The organism is Neptuniibacter sp. QD34_54 (assembly GCF_047778055.1).
In the GTDB taxonomy this organism is placed as follows: Bacteria; Pseudomonadota; Gammaproteobacteria; order Pseudomonadales; family Balneatricaceae; genus Neptuniibacter.
This window is the reverse complement of the sequence record NZ_CP180546.1, coordinates 2,364,098-2,383,726: the sequence shown is the minus strand read 5'-3', so window position 1 is coordinate 2,383,726 and position 19,629 is coordinate 2,364,098. Positions and strand designations below refer to the sequence as shown.

The 19,629-nt window shown below is 42.5% G+C and carries 18 protein-coding genes; 13 read left to right on the top strand and 5 right to left on the bottom strand.

Going from position 1 to position 19,629, the window contains the following annotated elements:
* The first annotated feature begins 1 nt into the window (after window position 1).
* From ACMXYP_RS10875 to ACMXYP_RS10835, 9 genes are all read left to right on the top strand, one after another.
* Window positions 2-2,479, top strand: coding sequence for a chemotaxis protein CheW (locus ACMXYP_RS10875; protein WP_415881667.1), 2,478 nt, complete (start codon window positions 2-4; stop codon window positions 2,477-2,479).
* Entirely contained in the window at window positions 2,476-3,003 is a 528-nt protein-coding gene (locus tag ACMXYP_RS10870) for a chemotaxis protein CheW (RefSeq protein ID WP_415881666.1), read from the top strand. Before ACMXYP_RS10875 ends, ACMXYP_RS10870 begins: the two co-directional genes overlap by 4 nt.
* Before the next feature lie 16 nt (window positions 3,004-3,019).
* The gene (locus tag ACMXYP_RS10865) at window positions 3,020-5,383 is read left to right on the top strand and encodes a methyl-accepting chemotaxis protein (RefSeq protein ID WP_415881665.1); all 2,364 of its coding nucleotides are present in this window, start codon (window positions 3,020-3,022) and stop codon (window positions 5,381-5,383) included.
* Window positions 5,384-5,452: 69 nt separating this feature from the next.
* Complete coding sequence (locus tag ACMXYP_RS10860; protein ID WP_415881664.1) at window positions 5,453-6,292, top strand: CheR family methyltransferase; 840 nt, start codon at window positions 5,453-5,455, stop codon at window positions 6,290-6,292.
* 5 nt (window positions 6,293-6,297) lie between these two features.
* Window positions 6,298-6,912 carry a chemotaxis protein CheD gene (locus ACMXYP_RS10855; protein WP_415881663.1) on the top strand — a complete coding sequence of 205 codons (615 nt, stop codon included), beginning with the start codon at window positions 6,298-6,300 and terminating at the stop codon, window positions 6,910-6,912.
* A gap of 16 nt (window positions 6,913-6,928) precedes the next feature.
* Window positions 6,929-7,975 carry a protein-glutamate methylesterase/protein-glutamine glutaminase gene (locus ACMXYP_RS10850; RefSeq protein WP_415881662.1) on the top strand — a complete coding sequence of 349 codons (1,047 nt, stop codon included), beginning with the start codon at window positions 6,929-6,931 and terminating at the stop codon, window positions 7,973-7,975.
* A 24-nt stretch (window positions 7,976-7,999) separates the two neighbouring features.
* The gene (locus ACMXYP_RS10845) at window positions 8,000-9,223 is read left to right on the top strand and encodes a methyl-accepting chemotaxis protein (protein ID WP_415881661.1); all 1,224 of its coding nucleotides are present in this window, start codon (window positions 8,000-8,002) and stop codon (window positions 9,221-9,223) included.
* Window positions 9,224-9,268: 45 nt separating this feature from the next.
* The gene (locus ACMXYP_RS10840; protein ID WP_415881660.1) at window positions 9,269-9,577 is read left to right on the top strand and encodes an STAS domain-containing protein; all 309 of its coding nucleotides are present in this window, start codon (window positions 9,269-9,271) and stop codon (window positions 9,575-9,577) included.
* A 6-nt stretch (window positions 9,578-9,583) separates the two neighbouring features.
* Window positions 9,584-11,308, top strand: a complete 1,725-nt coding sequence (locus tag ACMXYP_RS10835; RefSeq protein WP_415881659.1) for an ATP-binding SpoIIE family protein phosphatase — start codon at window positions 9,584-9,586, stop codon at window positions 11,306-11,308.
* On the opposite strand, the gene ACMXYP_RS10830 is transcribed toward ACMXYP_RS10835, so the two are convergent.
* On the bottom strand, window positions 11,305-12,063 hold the full coding sequence (locus tag ACMXYP_RS10830) for a TlyA family RNA methyltransferase (protein WP_415881658.1): 759 nt from the start codon (window positions 12,061-12,063) through the stop codon (window positions 11,305-11,307). The two genes, ACMXYP_RS10835 and ACMXYP_RS10830, sit on opposite strands and share 4 nt — an antisense overlap.
* Window positions 12,064-12,216: 153 nt before the next feature.
* Between ACMXYP_RS10830 and ACMXYP_RS10825 the strand changes: the two genes are divergently transcribed.
* Window positions 12,217-12,597, top strand: coding sequence for a hypothetical protein (locus ACMXYP_RS10825; RefSeq protein WP_415881657.1), 381 nt, complete (start codon window positions 12,217-12,219; stop codon window positions 12,595-12,597).
* Window positions 12,598-12,706: 109 nt separating this feature from the next.
* The gene (locus tag ACMXYP_RS10820; RefSeq protein ID WP_415881656.1) at window positions 12,707-13,093 is read left to right on the top strand and encodes a RidA family protein; all 387 of its coding nucleotides are present in this window, start codon (window positions 12,707-12,709) and stop codon (window positions 13,091-13,093) included.
* Window positions 13,094-13,217: 124 nt separating this feature from the next.
* Here ACMXYP_RS10820 and ACMXYP_RS10815 read toward each other — a convergent pair whose 3' ends face one another.
* Window positions 13,218-15,011: a DEAD/DEAH box helicase gene (locus tag ACMXYP_RS10815; protein ID WP_415881655.1), complete on the bottom strand. Its 1,794-nt coding sequence runs from the start codon at window positions 15,009-15,011 to the stop codon at window positions 13,218-13,220.
* 228 nt (window positions 15,012-15,239) lie between these two features.
* Window positions 15,240-16,034 (bottom strand): response regulator, encoded by a 795-nt coding sequence (locus ACMXYP_RS10810; RefSeq protein WP_415881654.1) that lies wholly within the window; start codon window positions 16,032-16,034, stop codon window positions 15,240-15,242.
* A gap of 155 nt (window positions 16,035-16,189) precedes the next feature.
* Between ACMXYP_RS10810 and ACMXYP_RS10805 the strand changes: the two genes are divergently transcribed.
* Complete coding sequence (locus tag ACMXYP_RS10805) at window positions 16,190-17,047, top strand: TraB/GumN family protein (protein ID WP_415881653.1); 858 nt, start codon at window positions 16,190-16,192, stop codon at window positions 17,045-17,047.
* Window positions 17,048-17,057: 10 nt separating this feature from the next.
* Complete coding sequence (locus ACMXYP_RS10800; RefSeq protein WP_415881652.1) at window positions 17,058-17,594, top strand: hypothetical protein; 537 nt, start codon at window positions 17,058-17,060, stop codon at window positions 17,592-17,594.
* A gap of 141 nt (window positions 17,595-17,735) precedes the next feature.
* Here ACMXYP_RS10800 and ACMXYP_RS10795 read toward each other — a convergent pair whose 3' ends face one another.
* Window positions 17,736-18,374: a helix-turn-helix domain-containing protein gene (locus ACMXYP_RS10795; RefSeq protein WP_415881651.1), complete on the bottom strand. Its 639-nt coding sequence runs from the start codon at window positions 18,372-18,374 to the stop codon at window positions 17,736-17,738.
* 136 nt (window positions 18,375-18,510) lie between these two features.
* Window positions 18,511-19,533 carry a M48 family metalloprotease gene (locus tag ACMXYP_RS10790; RefSeq protein WP_415881650.1) on the bottom strand — a complete coding sequence of 341 codons (1,023 nt, stop codon included), beginning with the start codon at window positions 19,531-19,533 and terminating at the stop codon, window positions 18,511-18,513.
* Window positions 19,534-19,629: the final 96 nt, after the last annotated feature.

Sequence of the window (19,629 nt, the reverse complement as noted above, 5' to 3'; positions counted from 1 at the left end):
TATGAGTATTGATCTATCGCAGTTTATAGCTACTTTCCTTGAAGAGAGCTATGAAGGTTTGGAGGTGATGGAATCCAGCCTTCTAAACCTTGATTCAGCCGATGAAGAAACGATCAATACCATTTTTCGTGCAGCTCACTCTATAAAAGGTGGTGCAGGCACGTTTGGTTTTAATGAAGTCGCAGATTTTACCCATGTAGTGGAAACACTGTTGGATGAACTGCGCAGTGGCAAACAGTCAATAACGCCAGAACTCGTTAACCTCTTATTAGAGTCGGTAGACTGTATCAAAATGTTGCTTGAAGCAGCTCAAGATGGCCCTGAAGTTGATGCAGCCCAGATCCAACAGGTACAACAGCGCTTAGAGCAAGCTTTAGGTCAAGAACCTTCTCAAGATCAGATAGCCTCAGAGACAACCGAAAGCAACTCGGTAGAAACTGATGTGAAAAAATCGTGCTGGAATATAACGTTTATCCCTCATCGTGATCTGCTTCAGGCAGGGCACGAGCCTGCGTTTATGTTTGAAGCATTAGCTGATCTAGGCGAATTGACTGTAACACCAAATCTTAAGGATCTACCTGAATTATATTCGCTAACCTCTGAAGAGCTATTTCTTTCTTGGCAGTTACAGCTTGTATCTGAAGATTGTTCTGAAGAAGACATTCGAGAAGTTTTTGAATGGGTAGAAGATGAGTGTGAACTTGAAGTTTCTCAAGGTGAAGCCTCCTCTAGTGTGGAGCTGCCAACAGATTCTGAAAGCAGCGATGCTGGCTGGTCCATCTCATTTATTCCTAGCCCTACAATTCTTGAAACAGGCAATGAACCAAGTTTCATGTTTGAAGCCTTAGAGGAGTTGGGAGACCTCAAGATTCAAGTAAATCTAGAGCGGTTAGTTGATTTTGATAAGCTAAACCCTGAGCAATTGCTACTCTCGTGGAATCTAGATCTTGTATCTGAATGCAGTAAAGCAGATATAGAAGAGGTTTTTGAGTGGGTTGAGGATGAATGTACTTTAGGGATTGAAGCTAAAGTACAGAAACTATTCTCTACAGAGGATAGCGAAGAGCCAACTGAGCAAATTACACCACTACAAAGTGAAGAGAACTCCCCGGTTCAAACGCCAAGCCCTGCTATAGAGCCAATTGCAGAACCTAAGTCTGAGCAGCAACAATCAAGCCCATTAGCTAAAAATCAAACCAATACCGCTCGTAAACCAAAAGCGGCTGAAAGTAGTTCAATTCGGGTCGATACAGATAAAATTGATGCCTTAATTAACCGGGTTGGTGAATTGGTAATTACGCAAGCCATGCTTGGGCAGGTAGGTGATGAGCTAGCCGAAATTACAGGTGGTTCGGAAGTTGAGCGTCTGCAATCGGGTTTGGAACAGTTAGAGCGAAACACACGTGATCTGCAAGAAGATGTGATGCGTGTGCGCATGCTGCCAATTAGTTTTGTTTTCAACCGTTTCCCGCGTTTGGTTCACGATGTGAGCGGTAAGCTTGGTAAAAAAGTAGAACTGGTTATCACCGGCGAGCAGACTGAGATCGATAAGACAGTTATGGAGAAAATAGGTGACCCTATGGTTCACCTAATTAGAAACTCCCTTGATCACGGTTTGGAAGCGCCAGAAGAGCGAGTTGCCGCGGGTAAATCCGAAGTTGGAAGGGTGGAGCTTAATGCTTACCATCAGGGCGGTTTTATCATTATCGATATCACTGACGATGGACGTGGATTAAACACCGAAAAGATTTATCAAAAAGCATTGGATAACGGTCTTATAACAGCCGATCAGCAACTTAGCGACAGCGAAATTAATGAACTTATCTTCAAACCGGGCTTTTCTACGGCGGATGCCGTAAGCGATCTGTCGGGTCGTGGTGTTGGCATGGACGTGGTACGACGTAACATTGAGTCGTTAGGCGGACATGTTAGCGTTACTTCTGAACCGGGCCATGGTTCGACCTTTAGTGTTAGTCTGCCTCTGACCTTAGCCATTCTAGATGGTCAACTTGTTCGAGTTCATAACGAAACTTACATTGTTCCTTTGATTTCTATTGTGGAAACAATCCTTGCTAACAAATCCGCGATGAGCCCTATTGCGGGTGAAAATAAATTGCTTCATTTCCGCGAAGAGTACATACCGCTAATTAATCTTCGTTCTCTATTCAAGTTACCAATTGAAGAAGATCATCAAGATACTCACTTAATTGCCATTGTTGAAAATGGTGGTCAGAAAGTTGGTCTAATCGTGGATGAGCTTTTTGGTCAGCAGCAAGTAGTTATTAAGAGTTTAGAGGTTAACTTCAAGCGCATTGAAGGGTTTGCTGGCGCAACTATCCTAGGTGATGGCAGTGTCGCTCTTATTCTCGATATAGCCGGTCTGATGAAGCGCGGTTTGGATTTTGGAACGGCTAAAGCGGCACAGAAAAGAAACGAAATATCTCGGAGTGAACAGGCTAGTCAGGGAGCTGTGGCATGACAGATACTGAATGGCAGGAACAATCTGAGCTTTTAGAACAAACAGCAGATGGGCACCAATATCTTAGTTTTCTACTCGATAATGAAGAGTACGGCGTGGATATCCTAAGGGTCCAAGAGCTTAGGGGCTGGACACCAGTAACGCATGTCCCAGATATGCCTGATTACCTTAAAGGTGTTTTAAATTTACGTGGGGCTATTATTCCTGTGATTGATCTGCGTTTGCGGTTTGGTCTAAAACCTGTGGAATATGGACCTACAACGGTAGTGATTGTGATCAATGTCGATAGTGGCAGTTGTCAACGCGTTATGGGAATTATTGTTGATGCAGTTGCTGAGACATACACACTTGCTACGAATCAAATACAACCTGCACCACAGATAGGTGGCGTGATAAATGCTGAATTTATCACAGGCCTAGTGGCGCAGGATGACAAAATGATTGTCCTGATGGACATAGATGAATTAATGAATTCCGATGAGTTGGCGATCGATGCGCCAACAAAAGCTGAAGTGGAAGCATAGGGGCGGAGGATAAGAAATGAAAATCAATGAGCCGGTTACGGATCGCGAAGTTAAGCTCAGAGATGGTCAGGAACTTGTTACAAAAACCAACCTGAAGGGGATTATTACTTATACCAATCCGGACTTTGTCGAGATCAGTGGATTTAGTCGGGATGAGTTAGTGGGTAAAAACCACAATGTGGTCCGTCACCCCGATATGCCTCCAGCTGCTTTTAAAGATCTGTGGGAGACCCTTAAGTTGGGCCGCCCTTGGTCAAAATTAGTAAAAAATCGTTGTAAAAATGGTGATTACTATTGGGTTAAAGCCAATGTGACCCCTATTTTCCGCAATGGTGAAATTGTTGAATATATGTCTGTACGAACTCGCCCTAGTCAGGACGAAATCGAGCAAGCTACCGCTTTATATTCAAAGTTGAAGCGCAATGAAGCAACGATACCTTCACCTAATGCTGTTCCAAAGCAGAACCTTGGAGGTCAGATCAACCATCATGCGGTGGTAGCGGTTGTTGCAGCGCTGTTGATTAATGCTGCCATTTACTTCATGGGAATACCTGCGGAAGCATTGATGATTGGTCCTGTTGTTGCCTTCCTGATTGTTCTGTTCGGTGCCAATAACTGTTTGAAAAACAGCGTTATTAAGCCTTTAGAGCAAGCTAGACGTCACATGCTGGATATCAGCGAAGGCGAATATTTAGCACCAATACCACTAGATGAGCCTGGTGAAACGGGTGAGCTGAAACGAAATGTAAAAATTCTCGCGACGAAACTTGGTTATGAAGTAAATGATGCCAAGGAGGCAGCGAACCGCGCGTCTCGCATCAAAGTTGCGCTAGATAACGTTTCTTCTAACGTTATGCTGGCCGATAATGATGGCAATATTATCTACTGTAATGATGCTGTTCTTGGCATGATGAGAAATGCAGAAGAGGATATTCGCCAGCAGTTACCTGATTTTGATACCGATGCAATTCTTGGTTCTAATTTTGATATCTTCCATAAGAACCCTGAACATCAGCGTCGTATGCTGGAAGGGCTTAAGACTACTTACAAAGGGAAAATTAAAGTTGGTCAGCGTAGCTTTAGTTTGATAGCGAACCCAGTAATTGATGAAAGCAATCAACGTTTAGGTACAGTCGTTGAATGGATGGATATTACTGATCAGCTTGTTGCAGAAGACCAAGTTGCTAATTTGATCCAAAAAGCTTCACAAGGCGAATTGAATGAGCGTCTTGATGTCGAGCTTTACAGTGGCTTTATGGCTAATATTGCATCGGGCGTTAACCAAATGCTGGATGCGGTTGTTGAGCCTATCCGTGAAGTTAAACGCGTCTTAAGTGCGATGTCTGATGGTGATTTAACCCAGCAAATGTCAGGTAATTTCCAAGGCGAATTCGCAGAACTAAATGAGGCTCTAAATAGCTCCTTGCATAACCTGAATACTATGGTTGGTGAGATTCGAACGGCTGGTGCAAGTATTACAACAGGTGCTTCTGAAATCTCCAGTGGTAACACAACTCTAAGTTCTCGTACCGAAGCGCAAGCTGCTAGTCTGCAAGAAACTGCAGCGAGCATGGAGCAGATGACCAGTACGGTTAAGCAAAATGCGGATAATGCCGATGAGGCGCGTAATCAAGCAACAGATGCTCAGAAATTGGCAGAGAAAGGCGGTGAAATCTCCAATAAGGTTGTGACCTCAATGGGAGATATCCGAGCGAGCTCTACCAAAATTGCAGAAATCATTGGCGTGATTGATGAGATCGCTTTCCAAACTAACTTACTTGCATTGAATGCTGCTGTAGAGGCTGCCCGAGCGGGTGAGCAGGGCCGAGGTTTTGCAGTAGTTGCATCTGAAGTGCGTAGCTTAGCTCAACGCAGTGCAAGCGCAGCGAAAGAGATTAAAGAGCTTATTAGCGATAGCGTAGAAAAAGTGGAAGAGGGGGGTCTATTTGTAGACGAATCCGGTAAGGCTTTAGCTGAAATTATGGAAGCGATTAAAAATGTTTCTACAATCATCAGTGAAATTGCTGCTGCCAGTCGTGAACAAGCTATTGGTATCGAACAAGTTAATATTGCTGTAACACAAATGGATGAAGGTACGCAGCAAAATGCGGCCTTGGTAGAGGAAGTTGCAGCTGCATCTGCTTCTATGGAGGAGCAAGCAGGCCAGCTTCAAACTTTGGTTAACCAATTTGAAGTTGTTGAAGCTGAAGGTCAATCCAGCTTAGTGCAAGCTACTGCTAAATCTGAAGGTGTTAGTCGCCTAAGGGAGCTAGCAAACCAGAATATCCAAACCGAACGAAAACCTGAAGTTAAGCGTACAGTACCAAAACAGCCAATTGTGAGTGCTGGTGCTAGTGGAGATGAGTGGGAAGAGTTCTAAGTAATATCTAAACAGTCTACTGGGGCAAGGTAGGCTGTTTACTACTCTTCTTAATTTCAGGGAACCTTAATGGCATCAGATTCTACTAGATCCCGTGAGTTTACCTTTACAAGGAATCATTTTGTTAAGGTAAGGGATGAGTTGTACGATTATGCTGGCATTGTACTGGCGGATCATAAGCAGGATATGGCTTATAACCGTTTGGTACGTCGTTTAAGAGAATTAAAGCTTTCTAATTTTGATGATTACTTTTCTTTTTTAGATAACAACCCGGTTGAATTTAGCCAATTTATCAATGCGCTTACAACAAATCTAACGGCTTTCTTTCGTGAAAAGCATCACTTTGATTTTATAGCGAATACCATAATTCCAGAGATTGAACAGAATGGCTGTTATCGGGTTAGAGCATGGTCGGCAGGTTGCTCTTTAGGAGAGGAGCCTTATAGCTTAGCAATGACGCTGCTGGAATCAGGTCTTGATCCTTCTTGCTGGGACATCCGCTTACTTGCGACAGATATAGATTCAAAGGTTTTAAGTAGTGCGAAATCGGGTATTTATTCAGACGATAGAATTAAAAACCTACCAAGTAATCAAGTTAAACGCTGGTTCTTAAAGGGAAAAGGTTTGCATAAAGGTTTTGTGAGAGTAAAACCTGAACTTCAAGATTTACTTAAATTTAATTATCTGAATTTGATGCAAGATTGGCCAATAGAAGGTCCTTTAGATTTTATTTTCTGTCGGAATGTAATGATCTATTTCGATCAAAGTACTCAGGCGAGATTATTGGATCGTATGCATGCTTTACTTAAACCTAATGGCTACCTGTTTGTCGGGCATTCAGAGGCTTTAGCTCGCCATGCAAGTAACTTTGAATTAGTGGGTAAAACCATCTATAGGAAGGTTGGGTAAGCTGGATGACGATGGATGTAAAACGCCCTAAGGGGGTTTCCGGTTTCGAGCATTTTAATTCTTTCTGGGAACCGCGCTGGGAGCTTTATGCTGTTAAGGTAAAGCCTGGTGAGTTTTATATCGCTAATGACGAATTAGTTATTACGACTTTATTGGGCTCTTGTATTTCGGCTTGTATTTTTGATCCGGTAACCGGCTACGGCGGCTTAAATCATTTTATGTTACCAACGGGTGGGTCAAATGATGACCTTGAGCGTTCGTCACGTTACGGTTTATTTGCGATGGAACAGCTAATTAATGAGCTAATGAAACATGGCTGTTTACGTGAAAATTTACAGGTAAAGTTAACCGGCGGTGGGAATATGATGTCTGGTATCGCCAATATTGGTCAACAAAACATAGATTTCATTCTTAAGTATATAGATGACGAAGGCTTAAAACTGATAGCCTCAGATTTAGGTGGAGATCAAGCTCGCCGTGTTGCATTTTTTCCAACAACTGGTCGTATGTTAGTCAACAAGCTTGATCATCGTGATGACCAGCGTGTAATTGCTGAAGAGCGCTCTTACCAAATTGATGTTGATCAGCATCTAGATGATTCAGATGTTGAACTGTTTTAAAGGAAATTACCCTGATATGGAAAAAACTCGGGTATTAATAGTCGATGATTCTGCTTTGGTCCGTGGTGTGATCAGTGAGTTATTGTCCATGGATTCTAGTATTGAGGTTGTAGGTACCGCTGTTGACCCATATGACGCTAGAGACAAAATTAAGCAATTAAAGCCAGATGTTCTAACGCTTGATATCGAGATGCCAAAGATGGATGGCATTACGTTTTTAAAGAATATAATGAAGCTAAATCCGATGCCGGTGGTTATGTTGTCAACGCTCACACATGAAGGTGCTGATGCTACTCTGCAATCCTTAGAAATAGGGGCTGTAGATTATATTGCTAAGCCTTCAAATACACAGTCAGATGATCATCTAGAGCTATTTCAGTCTGATTTGGTGGCGAAAGTCAAAGCTGCGGCTTCTACTTCTGCAAAGCTGAAATTTAACCGAAATCATCGAGAACAAATATCCAAAGTGGTTTCCAAAACGCCTTTAGTGCGTGCAAGAAATCAACTTGTTGCTATAGGGTCATCTACTGGTGGTACTGAGGCTCTACATCATATTTTGGCTTCATTGCCTGCCAATATGCCACCGATAATCATTACCCAGCATATCCCAGTTAGCTTTAGTGATCGTTTTGCAAATCGTTTAAATAAAAATTGTGATTTAAACGTTGCTGAAGCAAAAGAAGGTGATGTACTCAAACCTGGTCATGTATATATCGCACCAGGAGATTCCCATTTATGCATTAAACAGAAAGGGCATGAATATATTTGTGTGTTAGATGATGGTGTTCCGGTAAATCGCCATAAGCCTTCTGTGGAAGTAATGTTTAATTCTATTGCTTCTTTAGATCAAAGGAATATAACAACGATTATGCTTACGGGTATGGGTGAGGATGGTGCTGTTGCTATGAAAGGCCTTGTGGATAAGGGTGCTCATTCCATTGTTCAAGATGAGGCTACAAGTCTCGTATGGGGAATGCCGGGCACTGCTGTAAAGCTAGGTGCAGCTAAAGAGGTTGTTCCTTTAAATGATATTGCACAACGGTTGGTGCAGCACCTGTCATAATTTTGAGTGATTGAGGTTAGCTAAATGACGTTAAAGAAAATAATGTTGGTTGCTGCTCTAGCAGCAAGTTTAGTGTTAGCAGCTGCTGAGTTTTTAGGGCTTGAAAGTACCGTGACCCTCATCTGTCTTGTCGTGCTAATTCCGGCTTTGATCTCTCAGTTTGTATTAAAGGAAGTATCAGCCGTTTCACATACCCGCAGTGAACAAGAATCTAGCCAAATGATGGGAGCATCAATTGCTGTTGATCCTGCTCTGCATGATGCAGTTAAAGAGGTTTCTCAGACGCTTGTACACGATGCGATGATCGTTAATCAAGAAGTCTCGCGTGTAGATGGGTTGATTAAAGAGTCAGTTCATTTGATGAGTGATAGTTTTCATACCATGCATGATTTGGCGAGTCGTCAGGCTTCGTTGACTGCTGAAATTATTGATCAAACCCATGAAGGGGATGATATTGCTGAAGGGAATCTAAACCCAGAAACCTTTAGTATCCAAAGCTTTATTTCTGAAACTAGTCGCACCTTAGATCAGTTTGTAAATGTGATGGTTGATGTAAGTAAGAACAGTCTTGAAACCGTTCACCATATAGATGATATGGTTGAAAAACTGGATGGTATTTTTGGCTTAATTGAAAATGTTGAAGGTTTAGCAAGTCAGACAAATTTACTGGCTCTCAACGCAAGTATTGAGGCTGCTCGAGCGGGTGAAGCTGGTCGAGGCTTCGCGGTAGTTGCCGATGAGGTACGTACATTATCAATTAACTCAGCTAGTTTGAATAATGAGATTCGCGAAGAGATTGGCTCGGCTAAAGAAACTATCGAAATCTTGCGAAGCACAGTAGGGGGAATGGCCTCTACAGATATGAGCGATACGATCGGTACAAAAGATAAGATGGGCCAGATGCTTGAGCATATGGCTAATATGAATCATTTCTTAAATGAAAAAGTTATTGAAATTTCAAATATTGGTACTCAACTAAGTAGTAGTGTTGATCAGGCTGTACGATCTTTGCAATTCGAGGATATCTCCTCGCAAGCGCTTTCTTCAGTTGAGCACAATGTAGATTCCTTGAATGAGGTATCTACATTGATTTCAAATGTAATCACGCCAGATCATCAGGTGAATGGTGCTGCTGCTGGACATTGTGTTTCTCGTTGTAAGGAACTCAGAGAGCAGTCAGTACAGCGTAATCAGACACGAACTGTCGCACAGAATGATATGGACGAAGGGGAAGTGGAATTGTTCTAGCAGCGTTCTACTAACCAAAAAAGACTATAGTTGATGGGATAAAGTATGGCTATTTCAGTACAAAATGCTGGTGATAATAAAACAATCAATATCGTTGTGTCTCAGCAGTTTGATTACTCCTTACATCAATCTTTTCGTGATGCTTACCGTAATGTCGATACAGAAGGTGCTATTTTTAAAGTAGACCTTTCAAATGCTACTTATATGGATAGTTCTGCGTTGGGTATGATTCTTTTGTTGAAAGAGCATGCAGAGAAGAAAGGTGGCAAAGTAATAATATCTAAACCTAATGAGTCGGTTCATAAGATTTTGACAATCGCGAATTTCGATCAGTTTGTAACTATCGAGAGCTAATGATTTATGGTTGAAGCTGAACTAAGGCAAGGCGGTAGTGGCGATAATCAAGTTTTAATCGTTGATGACATGCGTTTGAATCGTCAAATTTTAGGCCAGATGATTCAAGAGATGGGTTTGGAAGCCGTTTTTGCGGAAACAGGTGAAGAGGCTGTCGAAAAGTATGAGTTGTTAAACCCCAGTCTAATCCTTATGGATATCAATATGCCTGGGATGGATGGTATTCAAGCGACCCTGCAAATCAAACAAGCCGCAAAAGATAGCTTCATACCTATTATTTTTGTTACGGGTGCAGAAGGTCAAGATGTCATTCGTCAGGCTATTGATGCAGGTGGTGATGATTATATTCAGCGCCCTTTCCCCTTTGAATTACTAGAAGGGAAAATTGTTGCACTAAGACGAATTGCGCAGCTATATCGGCAGGTTAATCGCTTAAACCATTTACGTGCTCGGGAAGAAGAGGTCGCAGAGCAGTTATTAAGTGGTGCTGTTGAATCTGCTAACGTTGCTCTTGATCAGATACGTATTCATAAACAGCCTGCAGAAACGTTCAGTGGTGATGTTCAGCTGAGTGCCTTTCGCCCAAATGGTGAGCTGAATGTCCTGTTGGGGGATTTTACAGGTCACGGTTTGACCTCAACAATTGGTGCTTTGCCGCTTTCTGAAACCTTTAGGGCAATGACTGCTAAGGGTTATGATGCTGAAGAGATCATTGCTCAAATAAACCGTAAGTTACAAAAACTGTTACCAACGGGGATGTTTCTTGCGACTGCTATTGTCACGTTAAGCCAGGATGGTACCGCTAAAATATGGAATGGCGGCCTACCCGATATTTTGGTGATTTCGCAGGGGGTAGTGGTACAGCGTATTGTTTCGAGCCATCCGCCTTTAGGTATTATCCCGTCTGTTAAAGAACTTAATTTTGAACATACAAAAGTTAAGCCTGATGATCATATTCTGTTGCTCAGTGATGGTGTAATTGAGGCAGAAAATCATTTAGCTGAGCAGTTTGGCGAAGATAGGTTATATCAATCGATTGCGTCACAGAACAATGATGCAGATACCCAATTGGTTGATATCATTTTGTCAGATCTCGGCGATTTTGTTGATGGTAATATTCAGAAGGATGATATATCGCTGATTGATATCCCGGGAAGTGTGACCGCCAATGATCTGAAACCTATCACACCCTGCGGCATCGAATTGGATGTTAATGAAGCCTCTATTCTAGATATCTGGAACTGGAATTTAGAGCTGCAAGGTGGAAGTTTAGCTCGTATTAATCCTGTTGCTCAGGCTTTAAGTCGACTGCAAGAGTCTGAGGGCGGTGGTGATCAGTGGCATAGCGTTTTCAGTATTTTAACTGAACTGTATGTGAATGCTCTTGATCACGGTGTATTGAAATTAGAATCTAGCCTTAAGGCGTCTCCTGAAGGATTTGCTGAGTACTTCAGCGAACGTGAAAGAAGGTTGGAGGCACTATCGACAGGAGCTGTTTCTCTTTACCTTCAACATACGCGCTTTGCACATGGAGGACGGCTTTTAGTTCGAGTAGAAGATAGTGGTGAAGGTTTTGATTATGAGCATTGGTTGCAGAATGAGCAAACTGCCAGTGTGGGTCAGTTTAGTGGTCGAGGTATTGCCTTAGTATCCGACCTCTGTGATAGCATCACTTATGAAAATGGTGGTACGGCTGTTGAGGTAGTTTACAGCTACTCAACAAAAGATTAGATTTTCTGGGCAATGATTAAGAATTCTCGATTTCCATCACCACCTTTTATAGGGCTTTCAAAGTAATCGACAATATTCATCCCTAATTCCTCACAGCACTCTGCTACCTGAGTTTTGACTTGGGGGTAGAGTGAGCTATCTCGGACAATACCTCCTCGACCTATACCTTCTTTCCCTACCTCAAACTGAGGCTTTACAAGGCTAATTAAATATCCGTTCTTAGCGATAAGCGGAATTAACGAAGGCAGAATTTTACGTTGCGAGATAAAGGAAACGTCCATGACTGCTAGATCAAAACCTTGACCGTTTGTATGCTCTAGAAGCATCTCATGCGGTAGGTTTCTGCCATTGATACCTTCATAGCAAGTGACTTTAGGATCTGTGCGTAGCTTATCAGCCAGTTGATCGTGGCCTACTTCTATTCCAACGACTGCATCAATTCCAGCTTGTAATAAGCAATCAGTAAAGCCCCCTGTAGATTGGCCTACATCGATGGCTGTTTTACCGGTTAGTTCGAGCTGAAGAGTATCTAGTGCCTTTAAAAGTTTTAAAGCACCGCGTGAGACGTAACGGTCACCTTCATCTTCTTCAACCTCAAATGGAGTATCAGCTTCTAACTTTAGCCCGGATTTTTTAAGAAGTTGCCACTTACCTTTGATCTCGGCTTGCACTCTGCCTGACTTAATCAATTGTTGCGCGTGGGTGCGCGAGCGGGCAAATCCTAATTCAACAAGTAGAAGGTCGGCACGTTGCATGGTTCTGATCGGATCCGCTAAAAAGGGAGGATTATACGCAATCTAACCCCAGCTGGTTAGATTTTTAATTGCGGTGTACACTGCTCAATCTATACGGCAAGTAGTGGCATTTCATGCTTATTTTACTTGCTTGTACCTTACTAAGGAAAAGCTATGAATAAATGGATTGCGTTACCCTTAGCTTTATATGTTGGAAGCGTGGGAGCTATTGATAAGCTTGGTTCTAACCCTAATCCTTTAGTTGAAGAAAGCTATTGTAAAAAAGATCTTGAATGTTGGAGTCAACGGCATAAAGAAAATGCGAAGAAATATTGTGCTAGAGGTTTTTCAATGAGAGCCGCCGCATCATCTTTTTGGCAAGCATATTGGAAAGGTCAAGAATTTGATAAGGTACGCTGGATCTCAAAAGAGAAAGGAAGTTTAATGTACTATAACGATGATTCTTCAGCTATATTGAGATGCCGTTTCTATCCCAAAACGCCAAGTAGGGTGTTTGTAAGTATCGGCACTAAAAAGCCTACAAAATTTTATTAACAGTATTAGGTTTTTCCTTGTGGGGGATTGTCAGCCCTGCTATGTATTTACTGTAGTAGCTCAAGAGATTTAACTTAAGATAACCTATTTCTGGTTAACAAGGACAACTATGAATAAAAGCATCATCAGTACTGAAAATGCACCTTCTGCAATTGGTACATACTCTCAAGCGGTTCGCGTTGGTAACACGGTCTATATGTCTGGTCAGATTCCTCTGATTCCAGCTACTATGGAAATGGTTACTGAGTCGTTTGAAGCGCAAGCTGAGCAGGTTTTTCAAAACTTGCAGGCTGTTGCTGAAGCAGCAGGTGGTTCTCTTTCTGATGTGGTTAAGGTAACAATTTTGTTATCTGATATGAGCCACTTCGCAATGGTTAATGAAGTGATGGCGCGTTATTTCTCTGAGCCATATCCAGCGCGTGCAGCATTTGCGGTGAAGCAATTACCGAAAGATGCAGATATCGAAGTAGAAGCAATTATGGTGACTGCAGAGTAATTGATTTAGCAGTGATCTAGAAGGTAAAAAGGCAAGCTTACGCTTGCCTTTTTTAATCCCATCCTTGAGAAAACACTAAACAGTTCATGAAGGGGGAAGAATGTTTAGTGGTAAAAACTAGAGATTAGCTCTCTTTTTTCTTGCTGTCTTTTCTGTTTCTACGCGGCGGACGGTTACGGCTATTGCTGTTACCTTTACCACCTCGATCAGAACCGCGACCTTTTCCACCGCCGCCACGACGTTCACCGCCACCGGTAGCTTCTTTTAGGTTCAGGCGCTGACCACAGACAACTGCTTTACGTAACTGTTGTACAACTGATTTTGGCATACCTGTTGGTAGATCAACAGTTGAGCAGTCGTCATAGATCTCGATAGCACCAATAAAGTTGGCATCTAGATCTGCTTCATTGGCAATTGCACCTACAATGTTCTTTGGTGCAACACCATGGTCATGACCCACGCTGATTAAATAGCGCTGCATTTCAACGTCAGGGTGATCTTTCAGTTGTTTTGCTTTAGTCGACATGCCACGTGGTGTACGCTTACCACGGTCATCTCTATCACGATCGCCACGTTCACGACGAGGTGGGCGTTCTTGCTCTTTCATCAGTAGCGGAGTTTCACCTTGTAGAAGATGAGCCAGCGCGGATGCGATGATAAGCGGATCGGCATCGTGTTCCTGTTGATATTCAGTCAGTAGGTTTTTGAAGAAATCTAAATCTTGGCTATCGATCGTCTGTGTGATGCGATCAACAAAGCGCTGTACACGCTTTTCATTGATGTCATCAGTAGACGGCAATTGCATCGTCTCGATCTTCTGACGAGTAGCGCGCTCAATAGACTTAAGCATGCGCTGTTCACGAGGCGATACAAACAAAATCGCTTCACCTTCACGGCCTGCACGGCCTGTACGACCAATTCGGTGAATGTAAGATTCTGTATCGTACGGGATATCGTAGTTAAGTACGTGGCTGATACGCTCAACGTCCAAACCGCGAGCTACAACATCTGTTGCGATTAGGATGTCGATTTGGCCGCGTTTAAGCTTATCAATTGTGCGTTCACGTAAGTTTTGTGAAATATCACCATTCAGTGCTTCACATGCGTAACCGCGAGCAGAAAGTTTTTCAGCCAACTCTACTGTCGCAGATTTCGTACGTACGAAAATCAGCATGGCATCAAAAGTTTGCATCTCTAGGATACGTGTTAATGCATCTAACTTTTGATTGCCTGATACACGTAGGTATTTTTGCGTGATCGTGGTAGCCGTAGCAGTTTTCGCTTTAATGCGAACTTCTGCAGGGGAGTTCAGGTGATTCTCAGCGACTTTCTTGATCTGAGAAGGCATAGTCGCAGAGAAAAGCGCGATCTGACGATCATCTGGTGTATGTTCAAGTACCCACTCAACATCATCGATAAAACCCATGCGAAGCATTTCATCGGCTTCATCCAAAACTAGTGCTTGTAGATTATCTAGTTTTAGCGAGCCACGACGCATGTGATCCATTACACGCCCAGGTGTACCCACTACAACTTGCGCACCACGTTTTAGTTGACGTAGTTGGCTGTCGTAAGCTTGGCCGCCGTAAATTGGCAGAACGTGGAAATCAGGTAGGTTACGCGCATAAGTTTGACACGCTTCAGCTACCTGAATTGCTAATTCACGAGTAGGGGCAAGAATCAGTAATTGCGTATGACGGCTCTTTAGATCAAGCCTAGATAGCAATGGCAGGGAAAATGCGGCAGTTTTACCGGTACCCGTTTGCGCAATACCCAGAAGGTCTTTACCCTCTAGTAGATGAGGAATACTTTGTGCCTGAATTGGAGATGGCGTTTCGTATCCGATCTCGTCCAGGACCTTCAATACGGGAGCCGCAAGGCCAAGCTCAGCAAAGGACAGCTGATCTTCTGAATTCATTCTTTGACTTACCTATTCGGAATTAGGGCAGGGCTGCATACTATTTTAAGATACAGTATAGGCTGCTCTGGTGGGAAAGCGGGCATTATACACCTAAGGCAGCCCATAACAAGTTCTCAGGCCTCTAATATCTATTTTATACCGTTATCTTTGGTGAAATTTTAGCCATAGCACTTGTGCGGATTTTAATCAGTGCTATGGAGAAGGCGGAGCGCAATTAAAAAGGCATTATCCTTCAAGGATTTGAGAAAGAAGTTTTTTAAGAGTGGCTGGCTCGAAAGGTTTATCTGCCATTGCATTCACGCCTGATTTTGCAACATTGCTGAGATGAGCGTGGCTTGCTTCACTCGTTACCATCAGTATAGGAATATGAGAATATTCACCCGAGCCACGCACATGTTCCGCAAGTTCTAAACCATTTACTTCAGGCATATTGTAGTCGGTAACAATAAGGTCGAATCCATTTGGAAGCAGAGTGATTGCTTCAGAGCCATCTGCTGCTTGAGTGATGTTCTCGATCCCTAGGTTAGCTAATACGTTTATGATGACTTTACGAGCCATGCGGCTATCATCAACTACAAGTACTCTCAAGGACGCAGCATCATAGTATTCTAGATCTAGTTCATCATGCGAAAGGATATCTAGAGTGGAGTTAATTGCAGTGGCCAAATGATCGTGGCTAAACGGTTTTGGAAGAATTGCAATGATGCCTGATTGTTTGAATTGATCTAATTCGCTATGTCTTGTTTCACTGGAAATCAGCATGAAAGGTAGATCTGCTAGTGAAGGGTCTTGGCGGATATGCTTAAGTAATTCTATAGCGGAACCATCAGGAAAGTGGAGAGCACTTATTACGAGATCGGGTCTTACTGCTTTTATCCGTGTAATTGCTTCAGTGACTGTTTCAGCTTCATCAATGGATTCGACAAGCTCTTTATTCAATTCTTTTTTTATGACCTTACGTTGCATAGCCGAAGGTTCAACCAATAAGATTGTTAGATCAGATGAAGTTAAGTCACTCATAGGGCGTGCTTACCATTTTTTTTGTCATTAATCTCTAAGGTAGCAAGCTTTTGTCTTGTACTAAAACAGTTTAGTCTGACTTAATCGCTTTTTGAGGCTAAAGTGTATGAAATTCCCCTTTAATTAAGGCCTTAGTCGGAGATGGAGATCTTAAAATGGATAGAATTTTAATTTCGTTCGTGGCTTTTTTAATAAGTTTCTCTGCCACAGCGGAAACTTCTCTTTGGAAGGTAGCGAAAGCAGATGAGCAAGTTTTTTTAGCCGGAACTATTCATGTCCTAGCACCTTCAGATTTACCGTTTCCGCAAGCATTTGATGATGCTTATAACGCATCAGACATCGTTGTGTTAGAGACCGAAATGTCAGAGATTCTGGATCCTAATTTTCAGGCGAGGCTGATGGCGCACTTTTCTTATAGAGATGGTCGGCTATTAACTCAGATGATCTCTCCGGAGCTTTATCAGGAGCTCCAGCAATATCTGCGTGACCGTGGCCTCATTCCCCACATTTTTATCGGTATGAAACCAGCAGGTGTGATGTTAACGATGCTTGGTATCGAGTTTCAGAGACTAGGCATCTCTGAAGACGGTGCTGATACTGTTTATTATCAGAAAGCTATTAAGGATGGTAAAGCTACGCTTGGTCTTGAATCAATCGAAGACCATATTGGATTCATTGCTGAGTTGGGAGAGGGTAATGAAGAGCGGTATCTGAAACAGACGCTTGAGGATATGAAAGAGACAGAGAATATGATGCGAGAGATGGTTCTCTATTGGAAAACAGGAGATGCGGCAGGCCTTGAAAAAATTGTCGTAGAGCAGATGAAAAATGATTATCCGAAGGTTTATCAATCCTTATTGGTTGATAGGAATGAACGCTGGTTGCCTCAGATTAAAAAGATGCTTACAACGCCGGAGGTCGAATTTGTACTAGTAGGTGCTGCTCACCTGATTGGTCCAGATGGGATTTTAAAAGAGCTCAAACAGCAAGGTTATTCCATAGAACAGATGTAAGGATAAAATTATGCTTGGAACACGCATTATTCTTCTTTCAATGAGTGGTATCCCCGGAGAGGAGGGTAACACTCCAGAAGCAGAGGTGATTTGCGCTGCTAACCACGATATTCCTCTTTTTTGGCTGTTGTCTTTTACTTGTGAGGATCTGCAGTATTTTGAAGTAGCTGCAGAAAACGATGACATACTCAGTCATAGCGTAAAAACAAAATATCCAGTTTTAGTCGCTGATCGAGCAAAGCTATTAGATCGTCTTGAGCAACGTTACACATTAATCAAACCATTTATCTCTGCTGGTGATGCAGAATTGTTACAGCGTTGGGCTCAGTTCATTTCAAAACTGTTGCCACCTGTCATTGCTATGGATACCTATGAGTTGTGGTGTAACTCAAGCCAACAAGAACAGTTAGCGGATAATATCCTCGAAAAATTAGCTATGTTCGATGACCTTAGCAGTCAAAATGCGTCAAATTCTCTAGAAGAGTTAAAGCAGAAAGGCATTTGGCAAGAAGGGAATCAAATTGCCTTAGCTGGTTTTGGTTGGTAAACCTGACAAAAAAAACCGTCACATCTAAATGTTTGCAAGCAAACGTCATGGTGTGACGGTGTTCAGGAAGGTTGTTTTCAGTATAACTTAGTTTATAAACTTTGCAGTTTTACTGAATTTTAATATTCCGATGAAGTTACTTTAAGCTGTTACCCAAACCACTTCTGCGTCTTCTTCACTGGTGGAGACTAATGCATGGCCCATCTCGCAATCGTAATAGGCTGAATCTCCAGGGAAGAGTTCGAGAGGTTCGTAAAATTCTGTATAGAGTAGAAGTGAACCTCTCAAAACAAACAAGAATTCTTCGCCATCATGCCTAACCCAATCATTGTATTCATCAAAATCACGAGCCCTTACGGTTGTGCGATATGGGATCATCTTTTTGGTACTTAGCTGAGTTGCTAGTAATTCGTGTTCATAGGTAGGAGTTGGGTGGGGTACACCTTCGCCGCCACGTGTAATATCTCGACGACCACCCGCTCCGGCACCACGTTTGGGTTGAGAAAACAGTTGGGGGATATCGATACCCAAGCCTTTAACTAATTTATTAACGGCACTAAAGGTTGGGGAGATCTGCTCGTTTTCGATTTTAGAAAGCGTTGAACGGGCAAGGCCTGTGAGTTTACTCGCTTCCTCCAAAGTCAGATTTTGGCTTAAACGGATCTCTTTGACACGTTTACCTAATTGCAGAGGTTCTAATGTAGCTTCTGTTTGACCGTTGCTCCGTTGTAGGCCTAGTTTTTCTTTCTCTTCCTTTAGGAAAAATGGCTCGTCAGACATGCATACAACCCCGAATCTCACTCTGTTTTTAATTATCTTTGAGCACAAATATAGTGCTATCTAGACAGTATACATGGTTGATAAAGGGTTCTCTAATAGGCTAAGGGGGGATAGGTATTTTAATAGAGATGATTGGTTAATTAGGTAAGTGATTTTTCAATCGCGTAATCTCTTTACGAATCAAAATAGAGCGTTCGACTGTGGTTGGGTGAGAGATCTCTTTTCCTTTAGTGATCGTCGAAGGGTGAACCGCTGCCATTTTTTGCCAGAATAGATCCAACCCTTCAATTTCAAATCCTGCTTTGTGCATCAGTTGTAAGCCAATGAGATCAGCTTCGATCTCATACTGTTGTGTATACAAATTTGCGCCTAGTCCCGTTGCGATTAAGGGAGAGGGTATACCGCTCGTGAGTAAAGCTGTATCTAGGAGTAAGCCAAGTGAGCTATTTTTGATCCGTTGCGGGATATGGTGCTGAGTATTGTGTGCCATTTCATGAGCGATAATTAGGGCTAGCTCATTATCATGTTGTGCAAAGCGCATCAGTCCCTGAGTAATGACAATAGTGCTGCCATCAGCGTAGCCATTAATGGCATCACTAGGGCTTAAAATGACTGGATAATTACAAAGTAACTCCGGCTGTATAGAGAGAGTAATCAGGTCTTCATCGCGTTCAACGGTCAGTTCTACAGCGGTCTGATCTTTTAGGTTGCTGCTTAGATGCTTAATTGATTTAGCTGTTCCTTTCGGAAAAGGTTGTTGGTTGATGGAGACCAGTTTATCGCCTACTTTCAGCTTTTGATGTGCAGGCCCGTTACTTAATACCTGTAAAACACTGGGCTGTTCATTAAGTGAATAGATGGATTTAGCAACGGCTTTCTTCGGTTGTTTATAGTCGTCGAGGCTATGGATAAATATACCTAAGCTCGGTTTTGTTCTTTTACCGCAGGCTTCTATATTCTTGGTCAATAAAGGGCGAGCAACTTCGGCAAGTCGGGTTTGTTGTTGAAGCTGATAGCGGAACGCTTTCTCTAATTGAATCGATTGTTCTTGTTTTAATTCTTCTTTGGACGGTGTTTCGGTAGTCAGGGACGGTGCGGAACATCCCGAAATTATGAGCGTAGGTAGAATTAAGCTGATATATCGCTTCCAGTGTCGCATCTTAATATATCCATGTTTTTCATCCTTATAGCAGTGATTTTAGGCGCAAATCAAGTGAGTGTTTTGCCAGATCTATGATCTATTGCAGGTTGTAGG